The organism is Vogesella oryzae, assembly GCF_902829295.1.
GTDB lineage: Bacteria > Pseudomonadota > Gammaproteobacteria > Burkholderiales > Chromobacteriaceae > Vogesella > Vogesella oryzae.
In genome coordinates, this window is the sequence record NZ_CADEPL010000027.1 from 15,599 (window position 1) to 32,671 (window position 17,073).

Below are 17,073 nucleotides of genomic sequence, written 5' to 3' on the forward strand. Positions count from 1 at the left end.
CAAGATGAACAGTCCCGTCCTCCCCCGCTATCAGCAGATTGCCGCCGCGCTGGCCGCACAACTGGATAACGGCGACTACCCGCCGGGCAGCCGGCTGCCGGCGGTGCGCCAGCTGGCCAGCGCCCACGGCGTCAACAATCTCACCGCGCTGGCCGCCTACCGCTTGCTGGAGCAACAGCAGCGGGTGGAGGCCAGGCCGCGCGCCGGTTTCTTCGCCGCCACGCCGGCCGGAACACTACCGCCGCGCGGTAGCGATCCGGCGCTGCCGCTGCCTTCCACCGCGGCACTGGTGGATCTGAACAGCCGCATGTCCACCCTGCTGCTGCTGGCCGACGACCGCATCCCGCTGCAGCTGCACATGGCCGAGGCCGCGCCGGTGCTGTACCCATCCACCGAACTGGCGCGCCGGCTGCAACAGACGCTGGCGCGCCAACCGGAGCTGATTGGCGCCCATCTGCCCGGCAATACCCAGCGCCGGCTGACCGCCGCGCTGCAGCAGCTGGCGCAGCAACGCGGCATGGCGCTACACGCCGACGATATCCTGCCCTGCCACGGCATTACCGAGGCCATCAGCCTGGCGCTGCGCCATCTCACCCGCCCCGGCGACACCGTGGCGGTGGAAACGCCGGTGTACTTCGGCCTGCTGCAGACGCTGCAGGGGCTGGGACTGCAGGCGCTGGAGATTCCCTGTACCGCCGAGGCCGGCCTGTCGCTGGAGGCGCTGGAGTTCGCGCTGCGCCACGATCCGTCGGTGAAATGCCTGGTCTGTGTGCCCAACTTCCAGAACCCCACCGGCGGGCTGATGCCGGACGACAGCAAGCGCGCGCTGTTGCAGCTGGCGCGCCGCCACGGCATCACCATCGTCGAGGACGATGTATTTGGCGATCTGTACTACGGCAGCGAGCGGCCAACCCCGATCAAGGCCTGGGACCGCGCAGGCGACGTGATCTACTGCTCGTCGTTCACCAAGAGCTATGCACCATCGTTCCGCCTGGGCTGGTTTTCCGGCGGCCGCCACCACGCGGCGCTGGCGCGGCTGCAGGCCAGCAGCACGCTGACGGTGTCACCCCTGCTGCAGGCGGTACTGGCCGAGGTGCTGGAAAGCGGCGACTACCAGCGCACCAGCCAGCGTATCCGCCAGCAGTTGGCCGCACAGATGCATGCCACCGCCGATGCGGTGCTGCGGCACTTTCCCAAGGGCACCCGCGTGCGCAAGCCGCAGGGCGGCATGCTGTTATGGGTGGAATGCCCGGATGGCAGCGATACCACCCAGCTGCTGCAACAGGCGCTGCCGGCGGGTATCAGCTTCGCGCCCGGCCTGGTTTTTGCCGCCGGGCCGCGCTTCGGCCACTGCCTGCGGCTGAGTTGCGGCCAACCTTTTACCCCGGCGCTGGAGGCGGCGCTGGCCACGCTGGGGCGCTTGCTGGCGCAGCAACTTGCCCACCATAAAGATGTTCCGTCAGCCAGCTTTCCGCCGCGGTAAGCGGTGATACACTGACCAACCCCATCCATATCACGCAAACATCATGAGATCCGCCCAGAGCCTGCCTCCCGATGCCCTGCTGGCCTTCGATGCCCTGGCCCGCTGCCTGAGTTTTACCGCCGCGGCCAACGATCTTGGCTGTGCCAAGAGCCGCATCAGCCAGCTGGTGAAAGAGCTGGAGCAGGAGCTGGTCACCGTGCTGGTTCTGCGCAATACCCGCCGCGTGGTGCTGACCGAAAGCGGCCAGCGGCTGGCAGCGCATGCCGCCAAGTTGCGCCTGCTGCTGGCCGGCATCCGTACCGATATCGAAGAGAGCAAGGACAAGGTGGAGGGCATGCTGCGCATCGGCTGCTCCGCCGGTCTGGCGCAGCAGCTGGTAGGGCCATTGCTGGGCGAGCTGGTGGCGGAGTTTCCGGAACTGCAGATCGCGCTGCAGGTGGAAAACCGCGTGCTCGATCCGGTCAGCGAGGGGCTGGACTTTACCTTCCGCACCCGCAATGTCCATGACGACCGTCTGGTTGCCCGCCCGGTGGGGCTGGTATGGGAAAAGCTGTACGCCGCGCCGGACTACCTGGAACAGCACGGCCAGCCGCAAACACCGGAACAGTTGCCGCTGCACCGCCTGATCAGCAATACCTACTACACCGACAACGGCCGCGAATGGCGGCTGGAATACCGCGACCAGCCGTTCAATCTCAAGCTGCGCCCGGCCATCATCGTCGATCAGTACGCGGTGGTTTCCAACATCCTGCAAGACGGCCACGGCATCGGCCTGCTGCCCAGCTATATGGGGCAGCCGCTGGTGGAGAAAGGCCTGCTGGCCGAGGTCCTGCCGGATTGGCGTGCCGCCGGCTGGCCGGTGTTCCTGGTGTTTGCCTACCATCAGCCGCTGCCGCGCAAATACCAGGCGTTCATGAGCTTTATCGTGCCGCGCCTGCAAACCGCGCTGGCCAGCGTTTGACCCAAGCCAAGGCTGCCGGCCTGCCCCGCTGCTAAAGTCTGCGCTTTACCGGATACGGGAGCGCAGCATGATGGAACACGTGGATATTTTCATCGTCGGCGGTGGCATGGTGGGTACCGCCATTGCTGCGCGGCTGGGTGGCAGCGGCTTGCGTATTGCCGTTCTGGAGCAAAGCGCACCAGCGGCCTTCGATCCGGCCAGCGCGCCGGACCTGCGCGTCTCCGCCATCAGCCCGGCCTCCATCAAACTGCTGCAGGACATCGGCGCCTGGCAACACATCACTGCCATGCGCAGCGCACCCTACCTGCGCATGCAGGTGTGGGAACAGAAGCGCGCAGATGGCACGTTGTTCGATGCCAGCGAAATCGGTGCGGCCAACCTTGGCCACATCGTGGAAAACCGCATCGTGCAGCTTGGCTGCACTGCCGCGTTGGCCGCACACGACAATATCGAACTGATCTGCCCGGACGAAATCAGCCAGCTGCAGATCGGTGACGGCATCATCCAGATCACCCTGCAAAGTGGCCGCTGCTTCACTGCCCGGCTGCTGATCGGTGCCGACGGTGCACGCTCGCGCGTACGCGAAGCGGCTGCCATTGGCCTCAACAGCCACGAGTATCCGATGCATGCCTTCGTTGCCACAGTAGGCATCCGTGGCGGGGAGCGGGATATTACCTGGCAACGCTTCACGCCGCACGGCCCGCAATCGCTGTTGCCATTGCCCGGCGATTACGCCTCCCTGGTGTGGTACCAGACGGCAGCCAAAGTCCGCGAGCTGATGCAACTGGACGATAACGCGTTGATCACTGCATTCCGCGCCGAATTTCCGGATGTTTTGCCAGATCTCAGCCATATCATCAGTCGCGGCAGTTTCCCGCTGATCCGCCGCCACGCCCAGACCTACATCCGCCCCGGCGTCGCACTGGCAGGTGACGCGGCACATACCATTCACCCGCTGGCCGGACAGGGGGTAAATCTTGGTTTTCAGGATGTCGCTGCACTTTGCGACGTGATACTGGCTGCCCAGCAGCAAGGCAATGAAATCGGTGCTCTGGAAGTACTGCAGCGCTACCAGCAGCGTCGCCAACTGGCGAACCACGCCATGCAGCGCCTGATGGATCTGTTCTGCTATGGCTTCAGCAACGACATTGGCCCGCTCCGCTTTGCCCGCAACCTGGGGCTGAAACTGGCCAATCGTAGCGGACCATTGAAAAAAGAAGTGATCCGTTATGCCCTGGGGCTGCAAACGCCGGAACAGCTTTTTGTACCAGCTTTGCATCTTTTCCCCGCACGTTAGCGACCATTAGATAGCAATAAAGCCCGCGCATGCGGGCTTTATTTTCAGCGGCAAGGGCTGGTGGCGGCCCGCTGCCGCTCGTGCGTTGACGGATGTCGTCAGCACAGGACAGTGCCGCGTCGCACGAGCTACTGCTTTCCCCATGCCCAAAGCACAAAGCCCAGCTTGATTTCTCAAGCTGGGCTTCTTGTGGGGGAGTCTGGCGGTGTCCTACTTTCACAAGGCCACCCTGGTGCCCTACCGTGGCACGGGTCCGGCCCTGCAGGACCTGGTGGCAGGCAATGTCGATGTCATCTGCGACCAGCCCGTGGCCACCGGCCCGCACATACAGGCGGGCACGCCCAACGGCCCCCCCCCCCCCCCCCCCCGACCCCCCCCCCCCCCCCCCCCGGCCCCACCCCCACCGCCGGCGGAAAACCCCCGGCCGCCACCAGCGCCGCCTGCCAGCCCCAGCCCAGCTCGTACCACAACATGCTACCCACCGCGGCGGCACTGCCGGCGGCCCCCAGCCAGCGGCCCAGCGCCTGCCGCAAGGCCCCGCCGAGGATGGTGGCAAACACCACCGCGAACGGCACAAAGGTCCATGCCTCGTCGCTGCTGTCATCCACGTTGGCCGCGGGCGGCGGCAGCGGTTCACCATTGATTACTGCCATGATGCGGGTCACACCGGCATCGATGCCGCCATAGAAGTCGCCCTGCTTCAGCCTGGGCACGATGACTTCGCTGATGATGCGCTTGCAGGTGGCATCGTTCAGCGCGCCTTCCAGCCCGTACCCCACCTCGATGCGCAGGGTGTGATCGTTCTTGGCCAGCAGCAGCAGCACGCCATCGTCGACTTTGTTGCGCCCCAGCCGCCATTGCTCCACCACGCGGATCGAATATTGCTCGATGCTTTCCTCGCCGGTCGTCGGCAGCAAAAGCACCGCCAGCTGGCTGCCCTTGGCCTGCTCGAAGGCCTGCAGCTTCTGCTCCAGTGCCGCCAACTGCTGCTGGTCGAGCGTGGCCGTCAGGTCGGTGACCCGCGCATTCAGCGTCGGAACCGCCACCTGCGCCCAGGCCAGGCAACTGGCGAGCGTCAGCCACAGCGCCAGCAAGCCGTATTGCAGGGTGCGGCTCATTGTGCCGTCGATGCCGAGAAGTCCACCCGCGGCGGGGTAGCCAGCGCCTTTTCGTTATCGACGCTGAAATTGGGTTTCACCTGGTAGCCGAAGGCCATGGCGGTGAGATTGGACGGGAAGCTGCGCACGGTGATGTTGTACGCCTGCACCGACTTGATATAGCGGTTGCGCGCCACGGTGATGCGGTTCTCGGTGCCTTCCAGCTGCGCCTGCAGATCGCGGAAGCCGGCATCCGCCTTCAGCTGCGGATAGTTTTCCGATACCACCAGCAGCCGCGACAGCGCGCTGCCCAGCTGGCCCTGCGCCGCCTGGAACTCGGCCAGCGCCTGCGGGTTGGCCGCCAGCTCCGGCGTAGCCTGGATACTGCCGACCCGCGCCCGCGCTGCCGTTACCTGCTGCAATACGGTCTGCTCGTGCGTGGCGTAGCCTTTGACGGTATTCACCAGATTGGGCACCAGATCGGCGCGGCGCTGGTACTGGTTGAGCACCTCGGACCAGCTGGCCTTGATCTCTTCGTCTCCCGCCTGCAGGCTGTTGTAGCCGCAGCCGGACAAGCTGCCCAAGAGCAGCAGGGATAGCAGCTGTTTGCGCATGAAAGCTCCTTGCGAGGGTAATCGATATAAAGCATGCACCCGGACGGTGCCTGCGGCCAACCCTACGCCAAAGCAGTTGTCATGACCAGTGGCAGCAAGCCACTTATACCCGCAACAAGGCGCCGACCTTGATCACCGCCTGGGTGCGGCTGGACACCTTGAGCTTGCGCAGAATGGCGGAAACATGTGCCTTGACCGTGCTTTCGGCAATATTCAGCTCGATCGCCACCACCTTGTTGGATTTGCCGTTAACGATGTAATCCAGCACCGTACGCTCCTGCTTGGTCAGCTGTGCAATGCGGCTGGCCAGATCCTGCAGTTGCTCCGGGCTATTGCCGGGTACGCCGGTATCGCGGTCGGCCAGCAGTGGCGGCAGAAAGATTTCGCCATCCAGCACCGCGTTGACCGCCTCGCTCATCAGCTCGCGTGAAAACGACTTGGGAATGAAACCGGCGGCGCCCACCGCCAGCACCGACTCCACGGTATGGATACGTTCGTCGGCGGACACCACGATGAACGGCAGCGTCGGCGCCTGCTGCCGCAGCCGCGCGAGGCCAGTGAGGCCATCCATGCCCGGCATGTTCAGGTCCAGCATCGCCAGCTCGATGCCCGGATTGGCCCGCACCGCCGCCAGTGCCGCATCCAGCGACTCGCACTCGACAATCTCGCAGCCCTCGCCCAGCGCGCTGGATACCACCAGCCGCATTGCCTCGCGGAACAGCGGGTGGTCATCCGCAATCAGCACCGTCGCATCCATGCTCGTTCACCTGTACCTCGTGACAACCGTTCGCCGCCGGCTGTCGGATTGATCATGCGGCCAACCGCCAAGCGGCGCCGCCACGCAGTCAGGGCGCCCGGCGCCGCTGCCAGCAGCGCCCGGGCCAGGTTGCAGCCGGATCACGACGATGTGCGCAACGCGGCTTACTTGAGCTGCAGCACCCAGCTGACGATGGTACGGATGTCGTCATCCTTCAGCTGCGGGTGCGGCGGCATGCCGGCCGGACCCCAGGTGCCACTGCCACCGTCCTTCACCTTGCGCACCAGCATGTCCAGCGCGCCCTTTTCGCCATCATAACGTTCGGCCACATCCTTGTACGCCGGGCCGATGATTTTACGTTGTACGCTGTGGCAGGCAAGACAGCCGCTCTTCTTGGCCAGAGCCTCGCCGATGGTCGGTTCGGCTGCGGCCAACCCGGACAGCAGCAGCCCGGCAGCCAGCGCAATATGCTTTGCTTTGATCATGTTTGCTCCCGGCGGCGGCAGACGGCTGCCTGCCGCCGCGCAGATTAAGGATTACTGGCTCAACTTGAACACCCACAGGCTGCCGCCCTGGGTAATGGTGTTGACCTTCTTGGCCACCTCGCCGCCCCACAGCGGCACCGCGCCGCCCCAGCCGGACACCACCGCCACATACTGCTGGCCATCCATCTGCCAGGTCACCGGGCTGCCGACGATGCCGGAGCCGGTCTGGAACTTCCACAACTCCTTGCCGCTTTGCGCGTCAAACGCCTTGAGGAAGCCTTCCGGCGTGCCGGTGAACACCAGATTGCCGGCGGTGGTCATCACCCCGCCCCACAGCGGTGCCGGGTTCTTGTATTCCCACTTGATCTTGCCGGTCTTCGGATCCATGGCGCGCAGCACGCCGATATGATCCTCATACAGCGGCTTGATGGTGAAACCGGCCCCCAGGTAGGCGGCGCCTTTCTTGTAGCTGATCGGCTCGTTCCAGATATCCATGCCCCACTCGTTGCTGGGCACGTAGAACATCTCGGTTTTCGGGCTGTAGGCCATCGGCATCCAGTTCTTGCCGCCGAGGAAGGACGGTGCCGAGAACACCGGCTTGCCCTTGCCTTCTTCACCCTGGGTGGCCGGATCGAACGGGTTGCCCGGACGACCTTCGTCGTTGTAGATCGGACGCTTGGTCTTCAGGTCGAAACCCTTGGCCCAGGTAATCTTGGACACGAAGGGATAGGCGCCCAGCAGGTCGCCATTGGTACGGTCGGCGACAAAGAAGAAGCCGTTACGGTCGGCCTTGGCGCCGGCCTTGATCACCTTGCCGTCTTTTTTCAGGTCGAAGGGGATGAATTCGTTGACGCCGTCAAAGTCCCAGCCATCGTGCGGCGTGGTTTGCAGGTGCCACTTGATCTCGCCGGTATCCGGGTTCAGCGCCAGGGTGGAGGCGGTGTACAGGTTGTCGCCCTTGCGCGTCCACGAGTTCCATGGCGCCGGGTTGCCGGTGCCCATGAAGATGGTGTCGGTTTCCGGATCGTAAGTGCCGCCCAGCCAGGTCGCCCCGCCGCCGTGCTGCCACTGGTCGCCTTCCCAGCTGGCGTTCTTGACGCCAGTCATGGTGCTTTCCTTGCCGTTGAGCGTGCCCATGTGGCCTTCGATCACCGGCCGCGACCACACCAGCTCGCCGCTCAGCGCATCGCGCGCCTCCACCTTGCCGACGATGCCGAACTCGCCGCCGGAAACACCGGTAATCAGCTTGCCTTTCACCACCATCGGCGCGGCGGTGTAGGAATAGCCTTCCTTGTACTCGCCCACTTTCTTGCTCCACACCACCTTGCCGGTGTGGCGGTCCAGCGCCACCAGCCGCGCATCCAGGGTGCCGAAGTACACCAGGTCGCCGTAGATGGCCATGCCGCGGTTGATCACGTCACAGCACGGCATGATGCCGTCCGGCAGACGCGCGTTGTACTCCCACAACTTCTGGCCGGTACGGGCATCCACCGCGTAGGCGCGGGAATAGGAGGCGGTAACGTAGATCACCCCGTCGTACACCAGCGGTTGCGCTTCCTGGCCGCGCTGCTTCTCGCCGCCGAAGGACAGGCTCCATGCCGGCACCAGTTTCTTCACCGTCTTGGCGTTGATCTGGGTCAGCGGGCTGAAGCGCTGGGCCTGCGGCCCCATGCCGTAGGACACCACGTCCTGCGGGGTCTTGCTGTCGTTGATGATGTCCTTGTCGCTCACCGCAGCGCCGGCAACAGGTGCCAGCAGGGCAGCGGCCAGCAGGGATGACAGCGCGGTCAGGCGCCAGGGCCGCTGTGTCTGGGGTTTTCTCATCTCGCTCTCCTGATGTTGTAGTGGGTGCCGGCGCGGAACACCGTTGCCGGACCGGTGCGTGTCCAGCCTGCTGTTGCCGCGGCAACCGGTGGGGGAACACGCTCTGCATTCTGGGTAGCCATCTGCGGAGGGCCAATTCGACTTAAGTCGCAAATTGCCGCCGGCGGCATGCGACTTAAGTCGAATGGACGCTGCCATGCCGCTGGGCCACGCTGCAGGCAACCACCCCGTGATTGCCGCCACCATGACCGCCAACCGTAACGTCATCGCCCGTACCGTCATCGCCGGCACTGCCCTGCTGCTGAGCCTGGCGGCGCAAGCGGCCAGCACCATCCGCATCAGCTACCTGGAAGAAACCCTGCCGCCCAGCACCGCGCTGGCCAATATCGAGCCACGCCCGGCCGACCTCGGCCGCGCCGGCGCCGAGCTGGCGATTGCCGACAACAACACCACCGGCCGCTTCGTGCAGCAGCACTTCGAGCTGAACCGCATCCAGCTGCCGCAAGGCGCCAGCGGCGCCGACATGCTGGCGCGGCTGGCCAGGGCCGGCAGCAGCCTGGTGGTGCTGAATGTCAGCGCCGCCGCCATCGACCGCCTGCTGCAGCAGGCGGCGGCCAACCGCTACCTGTTCTTCAATGCCGGCGCGCCGGACGACCGCCTGCGCCAGCGCCAGTGCCGCCCCAACCTGCTACACCCGCTGCCCGGCCGCGCGATGCAGGCCGACGCGCTGGCGCAATACCTCGCCACCCGCCGCTGGAACAAGTGGTTCCTGGTGACGGGGCCCAAACCGGAAGACCGGCTGTACGCCGCCGCCATCCGCCGCGCCGCCAAGCGCTTTGGCGGCCGCATCGTGCTGGAGAAGACGTGGAATTACGGCCCGGATGCGCGCCGCACCGCGCAGGCCGAGGTGCCGGTGTTCACCCAGGGCGGTGATTACGATGTGCTGATCGTCGCCGACGAGGCCGGCGATTTTGGCGACTACCTGTCCTACCGCAGCTGGCTGCCGCGCCCGGTGGCCGGCACCCAGGGGCTGACCGCCGAAGGCTGGCACCCGGCGGCGGAACAATGGGGCGCGGTGCAGTTGCAGAACCGTTTCCGCGCGCAGAGCAAGCGCCCGATGCAGGCGGTGGATTACGCCGCCTGGGCCGCGGTGCGCAGTGTCGGCGAGGCCGCCACCCGCACCGGCAGCGGCGATGCCAGCAAGTTGGCAGCCTATATCCGCGGCCCGGAGTTCCAGCTGGCCGGCTTCAAGGGCCGCACGCTGTCGTACCGGCCGTGGAACGGCGAGTTGCGCCAGCCGATGCTGGTGGCGCAGCCGCGCTCGCTGGTCAGCCTGTCGCCGCAGGACGGTTTTCTGCACCCGCGTACCGATCTGGACACCCTGGGCTTCGACGCCCCGGAAGTCAGCTGCAAGGGCGCCTAGCCCGTCACCGCCAAGGACACCCGATGACTACCCGCCTCTTACGCCCGCTTGCCCTCTCCGCGCTGCTGGCCGCCAGCCAGCTGGGTCTTGCGGCCAACGTTTACGTCTCCAACGAAAAGGACAACACCCTGTCGGTGATCGACAGCAACACGCTGCAGGTGGTGAAGACCATCGCGGTGGGCAAGCGCCCGCGCGGCATTACCTTGTCCAAGGACGGCAAGTCGCTGTACATCTGCGCCAGCGACGACAACACCGTACAGGTGCTGGATCTGGCCAGCGGCAAGATCACCCACAACCTGCCCTCCGGCGAAGACCCGGAGCAGTTCGCGCTGACGCCGGACGGCAAGACGCTGTACATCGCCAACGAAAACAACAATGTGGTGACCATGATCGACCTCGCCAGCCGCCGTGTGGCCGGCCAGGTGGATGTCGGCGTCGAGCCGGAAGGCATGGCGGTGAGCCCGGACGGACGCTGGGCGGTGAACACCTCGGAAACCACCAATATGGCGCACTGGATCGACACCCGCAGCCGCCAGCTGGTGGACAGCACCCTGGTCGACCAGCGACCGCGTTACGCGCGCTTCAGTGCCGACGGCAAGCAACTGTGGGTCAGCAGCGAGGTCGGCGGCACGGTGTCGGTGATCGACGTCGCCAGCCGCAAGCGCATCCACACCATCCGTTTTGCCATCACCGGCATACCCAAGGACCGCATCCAGCCGGTCGGCATCCGCCTGACCCGCGACGGCCGCTATGCCTTCGTGCCGCTGGGGCCGGCCAACCATGTGGCGGTGATCGACGCCAAAACCTTCCAGCCGCTGAAATATCTGCTGGTGGGCCGCCGCGTGTGGCATGCCGAGTTTTCCGCCGACGAAAAACAGCTGTGGGTCACCAACGGCATCAGCAACGATGTATCGCTGATCGACGTCAGCGAGCAGAAAGTCATCAAGTCCATCCCGGTCGGGCGCTACCCGTGGGGGGTGGTGGTGAGCGGCTCATGAGTGCCGCGCTGCACATTGCGGGGTTGAGCCACCGCTATGGCGCCCGCCAGGCACTGGACAAGCTGGCGCTGCAGGTAGATGCCGGCCAGTGCTGCATCCTGCTCGGCCCCAACGGTGCCGGCAAAAGCACGCTGTTCGGGCTGCTCACCCGGCTGCTGGCTGTGCGCGAGGGCAGCATCCGCATTTTTGGCCAGCCGCTGTGCGCGCGGGCGCTGGCGCGGGTCGGCGTGGTGTTCCAGCAGCCGACGCTGGATCTGGATCTGACGGTGGAACAGAACCTGCGCTACTTCGGCGCCTTGCAGGGCCTGCATGGCAAACAGCTAATCCTGCGCATCGGCGCGGAGCTGGAGCGGCTGCAGTTGGCCGCACGCCGCCGCGAACGGGTGCGCGAGCTCAACGGCGGCCACCGCCGGCGGGTGGAAATTGCCCGCGCGCTGCTGCATCGCCCGGCGCTGCTGCTGCTGGACGAACCCACCGTCGGGCTGGATCTGCCCACCCGCCAGCAGCTGATCGACTACCTGCACGCGCTGGCGCGCGATGAAGGGCTGGCGCTGCTGTGGGCCACCCACCTGGTGGACGAGATCGACCCGCAACACGACCAGCTGGCGCTGCTGCACCGCGGCCGCTTGCTGGCGTCCGGCGCGGTGGCGCCGCTGCTGGCCGATGCCGGCTGCCATGACCTGGGCGGCTGGTTCCAGCATCACACCGGAGCCACCTCATGACTAGCTTGCGCATTCTGTGGGCGGTGATCGTACGCGAGATGCGGCGCTTCTTGCAGCAGCGCTCGCGCTTCTTCGGCGCGCTGGTCAGGCCACTGATCTGGCTGCTGGTCTTCGCCGCCGGCTTCCGCGCCGCGCTGGGCATCGCCATCACCCCGCCGTACGACACCTATATCACCTACGACGTGTACATCGTGCCGGGGCTGGTGGGCATGGTGCAGCTGTTCAACGGCATGCAGAACTCGCTGTCGATGGTGTACGACCGCGAAATGGGCAGCATGCGCGTGCTGCTGACCTGCCCGCAGCCGCTGCCGTTTTTGCTGTTCTCGCGGCTGTTTGCCGGCATGTGCGTATCGCTGCTGCAGGTGTATGCCTTCTTGCTGATCGCGCGGCTGTCCGGCATCGACCTGCCGTGGCAGGGCTTTGTCAGCGTGCTGCCGGCGCTGGTGCTTACCGGACTGTTGCTCGGTGCCGCCGGCATGGTGCTGTCGTCGCAGGTGCGGCAGATCGAGAACTTTGCCGGGGTGATGAATTTCGTGGTGTTCCCGTTGTTCTTTTTGTCTTCGGCGCTGTACCCGCTGTGGAAAATGCAGGAAGCCAGCGAATGGGTGTACCAGTTGTGCCGCTTCAACCCGTTTACCGATGCGGTGGAGATGATCCGCTTCGCGCTGTACGGCCAGTGGCAGCAGGACGCCATCGTCCACAGCCTGCTGGCCACCGCGGTGTGCCTGCTGCTGGCGCTGTGGGGCTACCGGCCGCGACAGCGGGCATAAAGGTTGGCCGCAAGCTGCGGTCTGCGTTTGGATGCGTCCGCTACGCGGACCATGTTTTGCTTGCCGCTGCCGCACGGCACGTCGGCAAATGAACAGCTAGCAGCAGCAAAACCCGTTGTGACCGCGCCCCGATCCCGTTGCGTCGTGCTGGCAAAAAAAGTGTCCGCAGCGCGGACACCAAAGTTGAACAACTGCACGGAGAAATAAAGCGCGCTACAGCGGTTGCGGCGCTGCATCCTGCAGCGGCAGCCCGGCCTCGGCCCAGCCGTCGCTGCCGGCCGGATACCAGAACACATTGCGGTAGCCCAGGCTCAGCGCGCGGCGGGCGGCGTTCCACGACATCCAGCAGTCGCGCAGGCAGTAGAACACCAGCGGCTGGTCGGGTTTACCGCCGCTGAGCCGTGCCAGCTCGCGCTGGAAATAGGCGGCGATGGCCGGTTCCAGCTCGCCGTAACCGGTATTGGGCAGCCACACGCTGCCCGGCAGATTCCGCCGCGGCGCGACCGGCAGCCAGTGCACGACACCGTCGGCATCGGTCACCTGCCCTGTCGCCATCACGTCCAGCAACAGCGGCTGCCGGGTTGCCAGCAGCCGCTGCAGCGCGGCGGTATCCAGCACCGTGGCACCGGGCAAGGTCGCCGGCGTCGGCGCGCGGTAGTGCTGCAGGCGGTAACCGTCGGGCAGCGCCACCGCTTCGGCATGACACAGCTGGTGGCTGCCCAGCAGCAATAACAGCGCGACACTGATGCGCGACAGACTCATGGCGGCGGCTCCTTGAAGATTCGCTGCCAGCATGGCAAGGCAACAGGGATGCCGCCATTCGACTTTCGTTTTATGCTGCAGCTCTAACAAGAACAGTGCCGGACACGGCCACACACTACAGGACGGATGGAGACCGATGATTGCCAACCAGACCCAACCGGTGCGGCGCTGCCATGTGTACAGCGCCGACCCGGAACAGGCCGCCGACGAGCTGTACCAGCAGCTGTGGCAGCCGGACTGCTCGCTGGTGCTGCTGTTCGTGGCGCCCGATTACCAGCTGGACAAGCTGGCCGCCGCGCTGACACGCCGCTTCGGCGATGTGCCGGTAGTCGGCTGTACCACCGCCGGCGAGATCAGCCCGGACGGCTACCGCTGCCACTCCATCACCGGCGCCAGTTTTGCCGCGCCGGACTTCTTCTCGGTGATCAAGCGCATCGACGCGCTGCCGGATTTCGACCTCTCCGACGCGCTGGGCACGGTGATGGCGGCGCGCTACGCGCTGGGACAGAAATGCGGCTTTCCGCTGGAGCGCCACACCTTTGCCATGCTGCTGGTCGACGGCCTGTCGGCGCGCGAGGAACAGCTGGCCGGCCGGCTGGCGCGCGCGCTGGGCGACATCCCGATCTGCGGCGGCTCCGCCGGCGACAATATGCGCTTCGAGCGCACCTATATCCTGGTGGACGGCCAGTTTGTCAGCGACAGCGCGGTACTGGTGCTGATCGCCACCCCGCACCCGTTCGAGGTGTTCAAGTCCGAGCACACCGTGCGCAGCGGCGAGCGGCTGGTGGTGACCGAGGCCGACAGCGAGCGCCGGCTGGTCACCGAGATCAACGCCGAGCCGGCCGCCGCCGAGTACGCGCGGCTGCTGGGGGTGTCGCCGGAAAAACTGTCGCCACTGTCGTTTGCCGCCCACCCGCTGGTGCTGAATGTCGGCGGTGTGCCCTATGTGCGTTCCATCCAGCGCATCAACCCGGACCTGAGCCTGAGCTTTTTCTGCGCGGTGGACGAAGGCATCGTGCTGTCCGGCACCCGCGCGGTGGACATCGTCGACAACCTGGCCAACACCTTCCAGCAGCTGCGCAGCCGGCTCGGGGCTTTCCAGATCGTGCTCGGTTTCGACTGCATCCTGCGCACCCTGCCACTGCTGAACTCCGACGCCATCGCCCGCCTGTCCGGGCTGCTGGCGGCCAACGCGGTGATCGGCTTTTCCACCTACGGCGAGCAATACCAGGCCATGCACGTGAACCAGACTTTCACCGGCATCGCCATCGGCTACGGACACGGCCATGACTGAACACGACACCGCCAGGTTGGCCGCGCTGGAACGCGACAACGCCAAGCTGCGCAAGATCAACGAGGCGCTGATGCGCCGCGTGGAGCTGGGGCTGGCCGACAACGGCAACTCGTTTACCTTTTTCCAGGTCGCCGCCGAGCTGGAAACCCGCATCCAGGAACGCACCAGCGCGCTGGAAAAAGCCATGGCCGATCTGGAGGCCAGCAACTTCGCGCTGCAGGAAGCCAAGCTGGCCGCCGAGCTGGCCAAGAACCAGCTCAATGTGGCGGTGGAAACCATTGCCGACGGTTTCGCACTGTGGGACCGCGACAACCGCCTGCTGCACTGCAATCGCAAGTTTGCCGAGATGTTCCCGCCGCTGAAGGCGCTGATCACCCCCGGCCTGCCGTTCGAGACCCTGCTGCACGCGGCGGTGGCGGCGCACCTGATCCGCGATGCCGAGGCCGACCCCGCCGGCTGGATCGCCATGCGCCTGGCGCAGCAGCAGGCGCCGCAGGACAGCCTGATCCTGGCGATGCGCGACGGCAGCTGGCAGCGCGTCAGCGAGCGCGCCATTGCCGGCGGCGGCCGGGTGGCGATCTACACCGACATCACCGACATCAAGCGCCAGGAAACCCTGCTGCGCGAGCGCGACCTGGCGGCACATTCGCAGCTGCTGCACGCCACCATGAACAGCATCCGCCAGGGCATCGCGGTGTTCGATAGCGACGGCCGGCTGATGGAATGGAACCAGCGCTTCGTCGAGTTGATCCAGCCGACGCAGGCCGAGCTGGACAGCGGCCAGCTGGCGGAATGGGCGCGCTGCTGCCCGCTGGGCGGCACGCTGGAACACCTCACTCCGGCCGGGCTGACGCTGGAAGTGCAGTACAACCCGATGCCCGGCGGCGGCTTCGTGATGAGCTACACCGACATCAGCGAACGCAAACTGGCCGAGCAGGCGCTACGCGACAGCGAGGCCAAGATCCGGCTGGTGACCGATGCCATGCCGGCGCTGATCGCCTACGTCGACAACCGCCAGATCTATCGCTTCACCAACCTCGGCTACGAGAGCTGGTTCGGCATGCCGCGCACCGAGATCAACGGCCGCGCCATGCGCGAGGTGCTGGGGCCGGAGCTGTTCGACGCCCGCCGCCACTACGTGGAACGCGCGCTGGCCGGCGAGGCCTCGGTATTCGAGCTGGAGCTGCCGGCGCCGCGCCAGCACATCGAATTCGCCCGCGCTACCTTTATCCCGCACTTCGCCAGCGATGGCAGCGTGCTCGGCTTCTTCGCGCTGATCCAGGACATCACCGAAAGCCGCCATGCCGCGCAGGCACTGCAACAGGCCAAGGAACAACTGGAAGTACGGGTGGAAGAGCGCACCGCCGAGCTGTCGGTGGCCAACGGCCGCCTGCGCGAGGCGATCCGCACCATCGAGGATGCGCAGCACAGCAAGACGCGCTTCTTTGCCGCAGCCAGTCACGACCTGCTGCAACCGCTGAACGCGGCGCGGCTATTCCTCGCCTCGCTGGCCGGCCAGGCGCTATCACCCACCGCGCGGCCGCTGGTGGACAAGACCGGCACCGCGCTGGAGGCGGTGGACGACCTGATCAATACCCTGCTGGAAATCTCGCGCCTCGATGCCGGCGCGGTGGAGACCGAGCTGCGCCACTTCCCGGTGGCGCAGTTGCTGGAGCAGGTAGCGGAGGAATTCGGCCCGCTGGCCGAGGCCAAGTCGTTGCGGCTGCAGCTGCACGCCAGCCGCGCCATCGTGCACAGCGACTGGGTGCTGCTGGGGCGGGTGATCCGCAATTTCCTGTCCAATGCCATCCGCTACACCCGCACTGGCGGCATCCTGCTCGGCTGCCGACCACAGCCGGACGGGCTGCTGATCGGCGTGTGGGATCAGGGCCTGGGCATCCCCACCGAAAAACTGGCGCTGGTATTCCAGGAATTCCAGCGCCTGCCGGAACACCACAGCCTCGGCGCCAAGGGCATGGGGCTGGGGCTGGCCATCGTCAGCCGGCTGGCGCGGCGGCTGGGGCACCGCATCGTGGTGCGCTCGCAGTTCGGCCGCGGCTCGCTGTTCGGCGTGGTGGTGCCGTACGGTGATGCCGCCGCGGTACAGAGCGCGCCGCCGGCCGAGGCGCCGGCCGCGCTGCCGCAGACCACCCAGCGCCAGGGTGCCACCATTTTGCTGATCGACAACGAGGCCAGCATCCTGGAAGGCATGTGCACGCTGCTGAGCGACTGGCACTACCGGCCGTTGGCCGCCGCCTCCGCCAGCGAGGCCATCGCGCTGCTGCAGCAGCATGATGTGGTGCCGGACGCCATCCTCGCCGACTACCACCTCGACCACGGCGCTACCGGCGTCGATGCCATCCGCAGCGTCAACCACTATCTGGGACGCGAGCTGCCGGCGGCGCTGGTGACCGCCGACCGCAGCGACGAAGTGCGCCAGCTGGCGGAAGACGGCGGCTGGGCGTGGCTGGGCAAGCCGGTGCGCCCGGCACGGTTGCGCACGCTGCTGGCGCACCTGACCCAGGCTGCGGCCAACCTCTGAGCCGCAATCCGGCGCACGCTTCCGGCAACGGGTTGGCCGCAACC

At 66.2% G+C, this 17,073-nt stretch carries 15 protein-coding genes; 9 read left to right on the forward strand and 6 right to left on the reverse strand.

Going from position 1 to position 17,073, the window contains the following annotated elements:
* Positions 1-4 precede the first annotated feature (4 nt).
* The 3 genes from HU218_RS11420 (at position 5) to HU218_RS11430 (ending at position 3,741) form a co-directional block, all read left to right on the forward strand.
* Positions 5-1,483 carry an aminotransferase-like domain-containing protein gene (locus tag HU218_RS11420; protein ID WP_174875068.1) on the forward strand — a complete coding sequence of 493 codons (1,479 nt, stop codon included), beginning with the start codon at positions 5-7 and terminating at the stop codon, positions 1,481-1,483.
* A 43-nt stretch (positions 1,484-1,526) separates the two neighbouring features.
* Positions 1,527-2,444: a LysR family transcriptional regulator gene (locus HU218_RS11425; RefSeq protein WP_174875069.1), complete on the forward strand. Its 918-nt coding sequence runs from the start codon at positions 1,527-1,529 to the stop codon at positions 2,442-2,444.
* A 67-nt stretch (positions 2,445-2,511) separates the two neighbouring features.
* Positions 2,512-3,741 (forward strand): FAD-dependent monooxygenase, encoded by a 1,230-nt coding sequence (locus HU218_RS11430; RefSeq protein ID WP_174875070.1) that lies wholly within the window; start codon positions 2,512-2,514, stop codon positions 3,739-3,741.
* A 290-nt stretch (positions 3,742-4,031) separates the two neighbouring features.
* Here the strand turns inward: HU218_RS11430 and HU218_RS11440 are convergent, their stop codons facing one another.
* The 5 genes from HU218_RS11440 to HU218_RS11460 all read right to left on the reverse strand — a co-directional run bounded on the left by HU218_RS11440 (position 4,032) and on the right by HU218_RS11460 (position 8,518).
* Complete coding sequence (locus HU218_RS11440) at positions 4,032-4,859, reverse strand: TPM domain-containing protein (protein ID WP_174875071.1); 828 nt, start codon at positions 4,857-4,859, stop codon at positions 4,032-4,034.
* Positions 4,856-5,452: a LemA family protein gene (locus HU218_RS11445; RefSeq protein ID WP_174875072.1), complete on the reverse strand. Its 597-nt coding sequence runs from the start codon at positions 5,450-5,452 to the stop codon at positions 4,856-4,858. Before HU218_RS11445 ends, HU218_RS11440 begins: the two co-directional genes overlap by 4 nt.
* A gap of 103 nt (positions 5,453-5,555) precedes the next feature.
* A complete protein-coding gene (locus tag HU218_RS11450) occupies positions 5,556-6,209 on the reverse strand; it encodes a response regulator (protein ID WP_174875073.1) in 654 nt (217 codons plus the stop codon).
* A gap of 164 nt (positions 6,210-6,373) precedes the next feature.
* Positions 6,374-6,694 carry a c-type cytochrome gene (locus HU218_RS11455; RefSeq protein WP_174875074.1) on the reverse strand — a complete coding sequence of 107 codons (321 nt, stop codon included), beginning with the start codon at positions 6,692-6,694 and terminating at the stop codon, positions 6,374-6,376.
* A 51-nt stretch (positions 6,695-6,745) separates the two neighbouring features.
* Positions 6,746-8,518 (reverse strand): PQQ-dependent methanol/ethanol family dehydrogenase, encoded by a 1,773-nt coding sequence (locus tag HU218_RS11460; RefSeq protein ID WP_174875075.1) that lies wholly within the window; start codon positions 8,516-8,518, stop codon positions 6,746-6,748.
* 196 nt (positions 8,519-8,714) lie between these two features.
* On the opposite strand from HU218_RS11460, the gene HU218_RS11465 reads away from it, so the two are divergent.
* The 4 genes from HU218_RS11465 to HU218_RS11480 are packed head-to-tail and all read left to right on the forward strand — an operon-like array spanning position 8,715 to position 12,431.
* Positions 8,715-9,941 (forward strand): ABC transporter substrate-binding protein, encoded by a 1,227-nt coding sequence (locus tag HU218_RS11465; RefSeq protein WP_246211030.1) that lies wholly within the window; start codon positions 8,715-8,717, stop codon positions 9,939-9,941.
* Positions 9,942-9,964: 23 nt separating this feature from the next.
* Positions 9,965-10,939 (forward strand): YVTN family beta-propeller repeat protein, encoded by a 975-nt coding sequence (locus HU218_RS11470; RefSeq protein WP_174875076.1) that lies wholly within the window; start codon positions 9,965-9,967, stop codon positions 10,937-10,939.
* Positions 10,936-11,661 carry an ATP-binding cassette domain-containing protein gene (locus HU218_RS11475; protein WP_174875077.1) on the forward strand — a complete coding sequence of 242 codons (726 nt, stop codon included), beginning with the start codon at positions 10,936-10,938 and terminating at the stop codon, positions 11,659-11,661. Before HU218_RS11470 ends, HU218_RS11475 begins: the two co-directional genes overlap by 4 nt.
* The gene (locus HU218_RS11480; protein ID WP_174875078.1) at positions 11,658-12,431 is read left to right on the forward strand and encodes an ABC transporter permease; all 774 of its coding nucleotides are present in this window, start codon (positions 11,658-11,660) and stop codon (positions 12,429-12,431) included. The genes HU218_RS11475 and HU218_RS11480 overlap by 4 nt, the downstream gene beginning before the upstream one ends.
* Before the next feature lie 213 nt (positions 12,432-12,644).
* On the opposite strand, the gene HU218_RS11485 is transcribed toward HU218_RS11480, so the two are convergent.
* Positions 12,645-13,193, reverse strand: coding sequence for a PQQ-dependent catabolism-associated CXXCW motif protein (locus HU218_RS11485; RefSeq protein WP_174875079.1), 549 nt, complete (start codon positions 13,191-13,193; stop codon positions 12,645-12,647).
* Positions 13,194-13,329: 136 nt separating this feature from the next.
* Between HU218_RS11485 and nosP the strand changes: the two genes are divergently transcribed.
* A complete protein-coding gene (gene nosP / locus HU218_RS11490; RefSeq protein ID WP_174875080.1) occupies positions 13,330-14,487 on the forward strand; it encodes a nitric oxide-sensing protein NosP in 1,158 nt (385 codons plus the stop codon).
* Positions 14,480-17,029 carry a hybrid sensor histidine kinase/response regulator gene (locus HU218_RS11495; RefSeq protein WP_174875081.1) on the forward strand — a complete coding sequence of 850 codons (2,550 nt, stop codon included), beginning with the start codon at positions 14,480-14,482 and terminating at the stop codon, positions 17,027-17,029. Before nosP ends, HU218_RS11495 begins: the two co-directional genes overlap by 8 nt.
* Positions 17,030-17,073 lie beyond the last annotated feature (44 nt).

What these genes read in the sequence shown, in the direction of transcription:
- HU218_RS11495 (WP_174875081.1), top strand. Translation starts at nt 14,480, where the DNA reads ATGACTGAACACGACACCGCCAGGTTGGCCGCGCTGGAACGCGACAAC.
- HU218_RS11460 (WP_174875075.1), bottom strand. Translation starts at nt 8,518, where the DNA reads ATGAGAAAACCCCAGACACAGCGGCCCTGGCGCCTGACCGCGCTGTCA.
- HU218_RS11485 (WP_174875079.1), bottom strand. Translation starts at nt 13,193, where the DNA reads ATGAGTCTGTCGCGCATCAGTGTCGCGCTGTTATTGCTGCTGGGCAGC.
- HU218_RS11445 (WP_174875072.1), bottom strand. Translation starts at nt 5,452, where the DNA reads ATGCGCAAACAGCTGCTATCCCTGCTGCTCTTGGGCAGCTTGTCCGGC.
- HU218_RS11480 (WP_174875078.1), top strand. Translation starts at nt 11,658, where the DNA reads ATGACTAGCTTGCGCATTCTGTGGGCGGTGATCGTACGCGAGATGCGG.
- HU218_RS11425 (WP_174875069.1), top strand. Translation starts at nt 1,527, where the DNA reads ATGAGATCCGCCCAGAGCCTGCCTCCCGATGCCCTGCTGGCCTTCGAT.
- HU218_RS11455 (WP_174875074.1), bottom strand. Translation starts at nt 6,694, where the DNA reads ATGATCAAAGCAAAGCATATTGCGCTGGCTGCCGGGCTGCTGCTGTCC.
- HU218_RS11440 (WP_174875071.1), bottom strand. Translation starts at nt 4,859, where the DNA reads ATGAGCCGCACCCTGCAATACGGCTTGCTGGCGCTGTGGCTGACGCTC.
- HU218_RS11420 (WP_174875068.1), top strand. Translation starts at nt 5, where the DNA reads ATGAACAGTCCCGTCCTCCCCCGCTATCAGCAGATTGCCGCCGCGCTG.
- HU218_RS11450 (WP_174875073.1), bottom strand. Translation starts at nt 6,209, where the DNA reads ATGGATGCGACGGTGCTGATTGCGGATGACCACCCGCTGTTCCGCGAG.
- HU218_RS11465 (WP_246211030.1), top strand. Translation starts at nt 8,715, where the DNA reads ATGCCGCTGGGCCACGCTGCAGGCAACCACCCCGTGATTGCCGCCACC.
- HU218_RS11470 (WP_174875076.1), top strand. Translation starts at nt 9,965, where the DNA reads ATGACTACCCGCCTCTTACGCCCGCTTGCCCTCTCCGCGCTGCTGGCC.
- HU218_RS11475 (WP_174875077.1), top strand. Translation starts at nt 10,936, where the DNA reads ATGAGTGCCGCGCTGCACATTGCGGGGTTGAGCCACCGCTATGGCGCC.
- HU218_RS11430 (WP_174875070.1), top strand. Translation starts at nt 2,512, where the DNA reads ATGATGGAACACGTGGATATTTTCATCGTCGGCGGTGGCATGGTGGGT.
- nosP (WP_174875080.1), top strand. Translation starts at nt 13,330, where the DNA reads ATGATTGCCAACCAGACCCAACCGGTGCGGCGCTGCCATGTGTACAGC.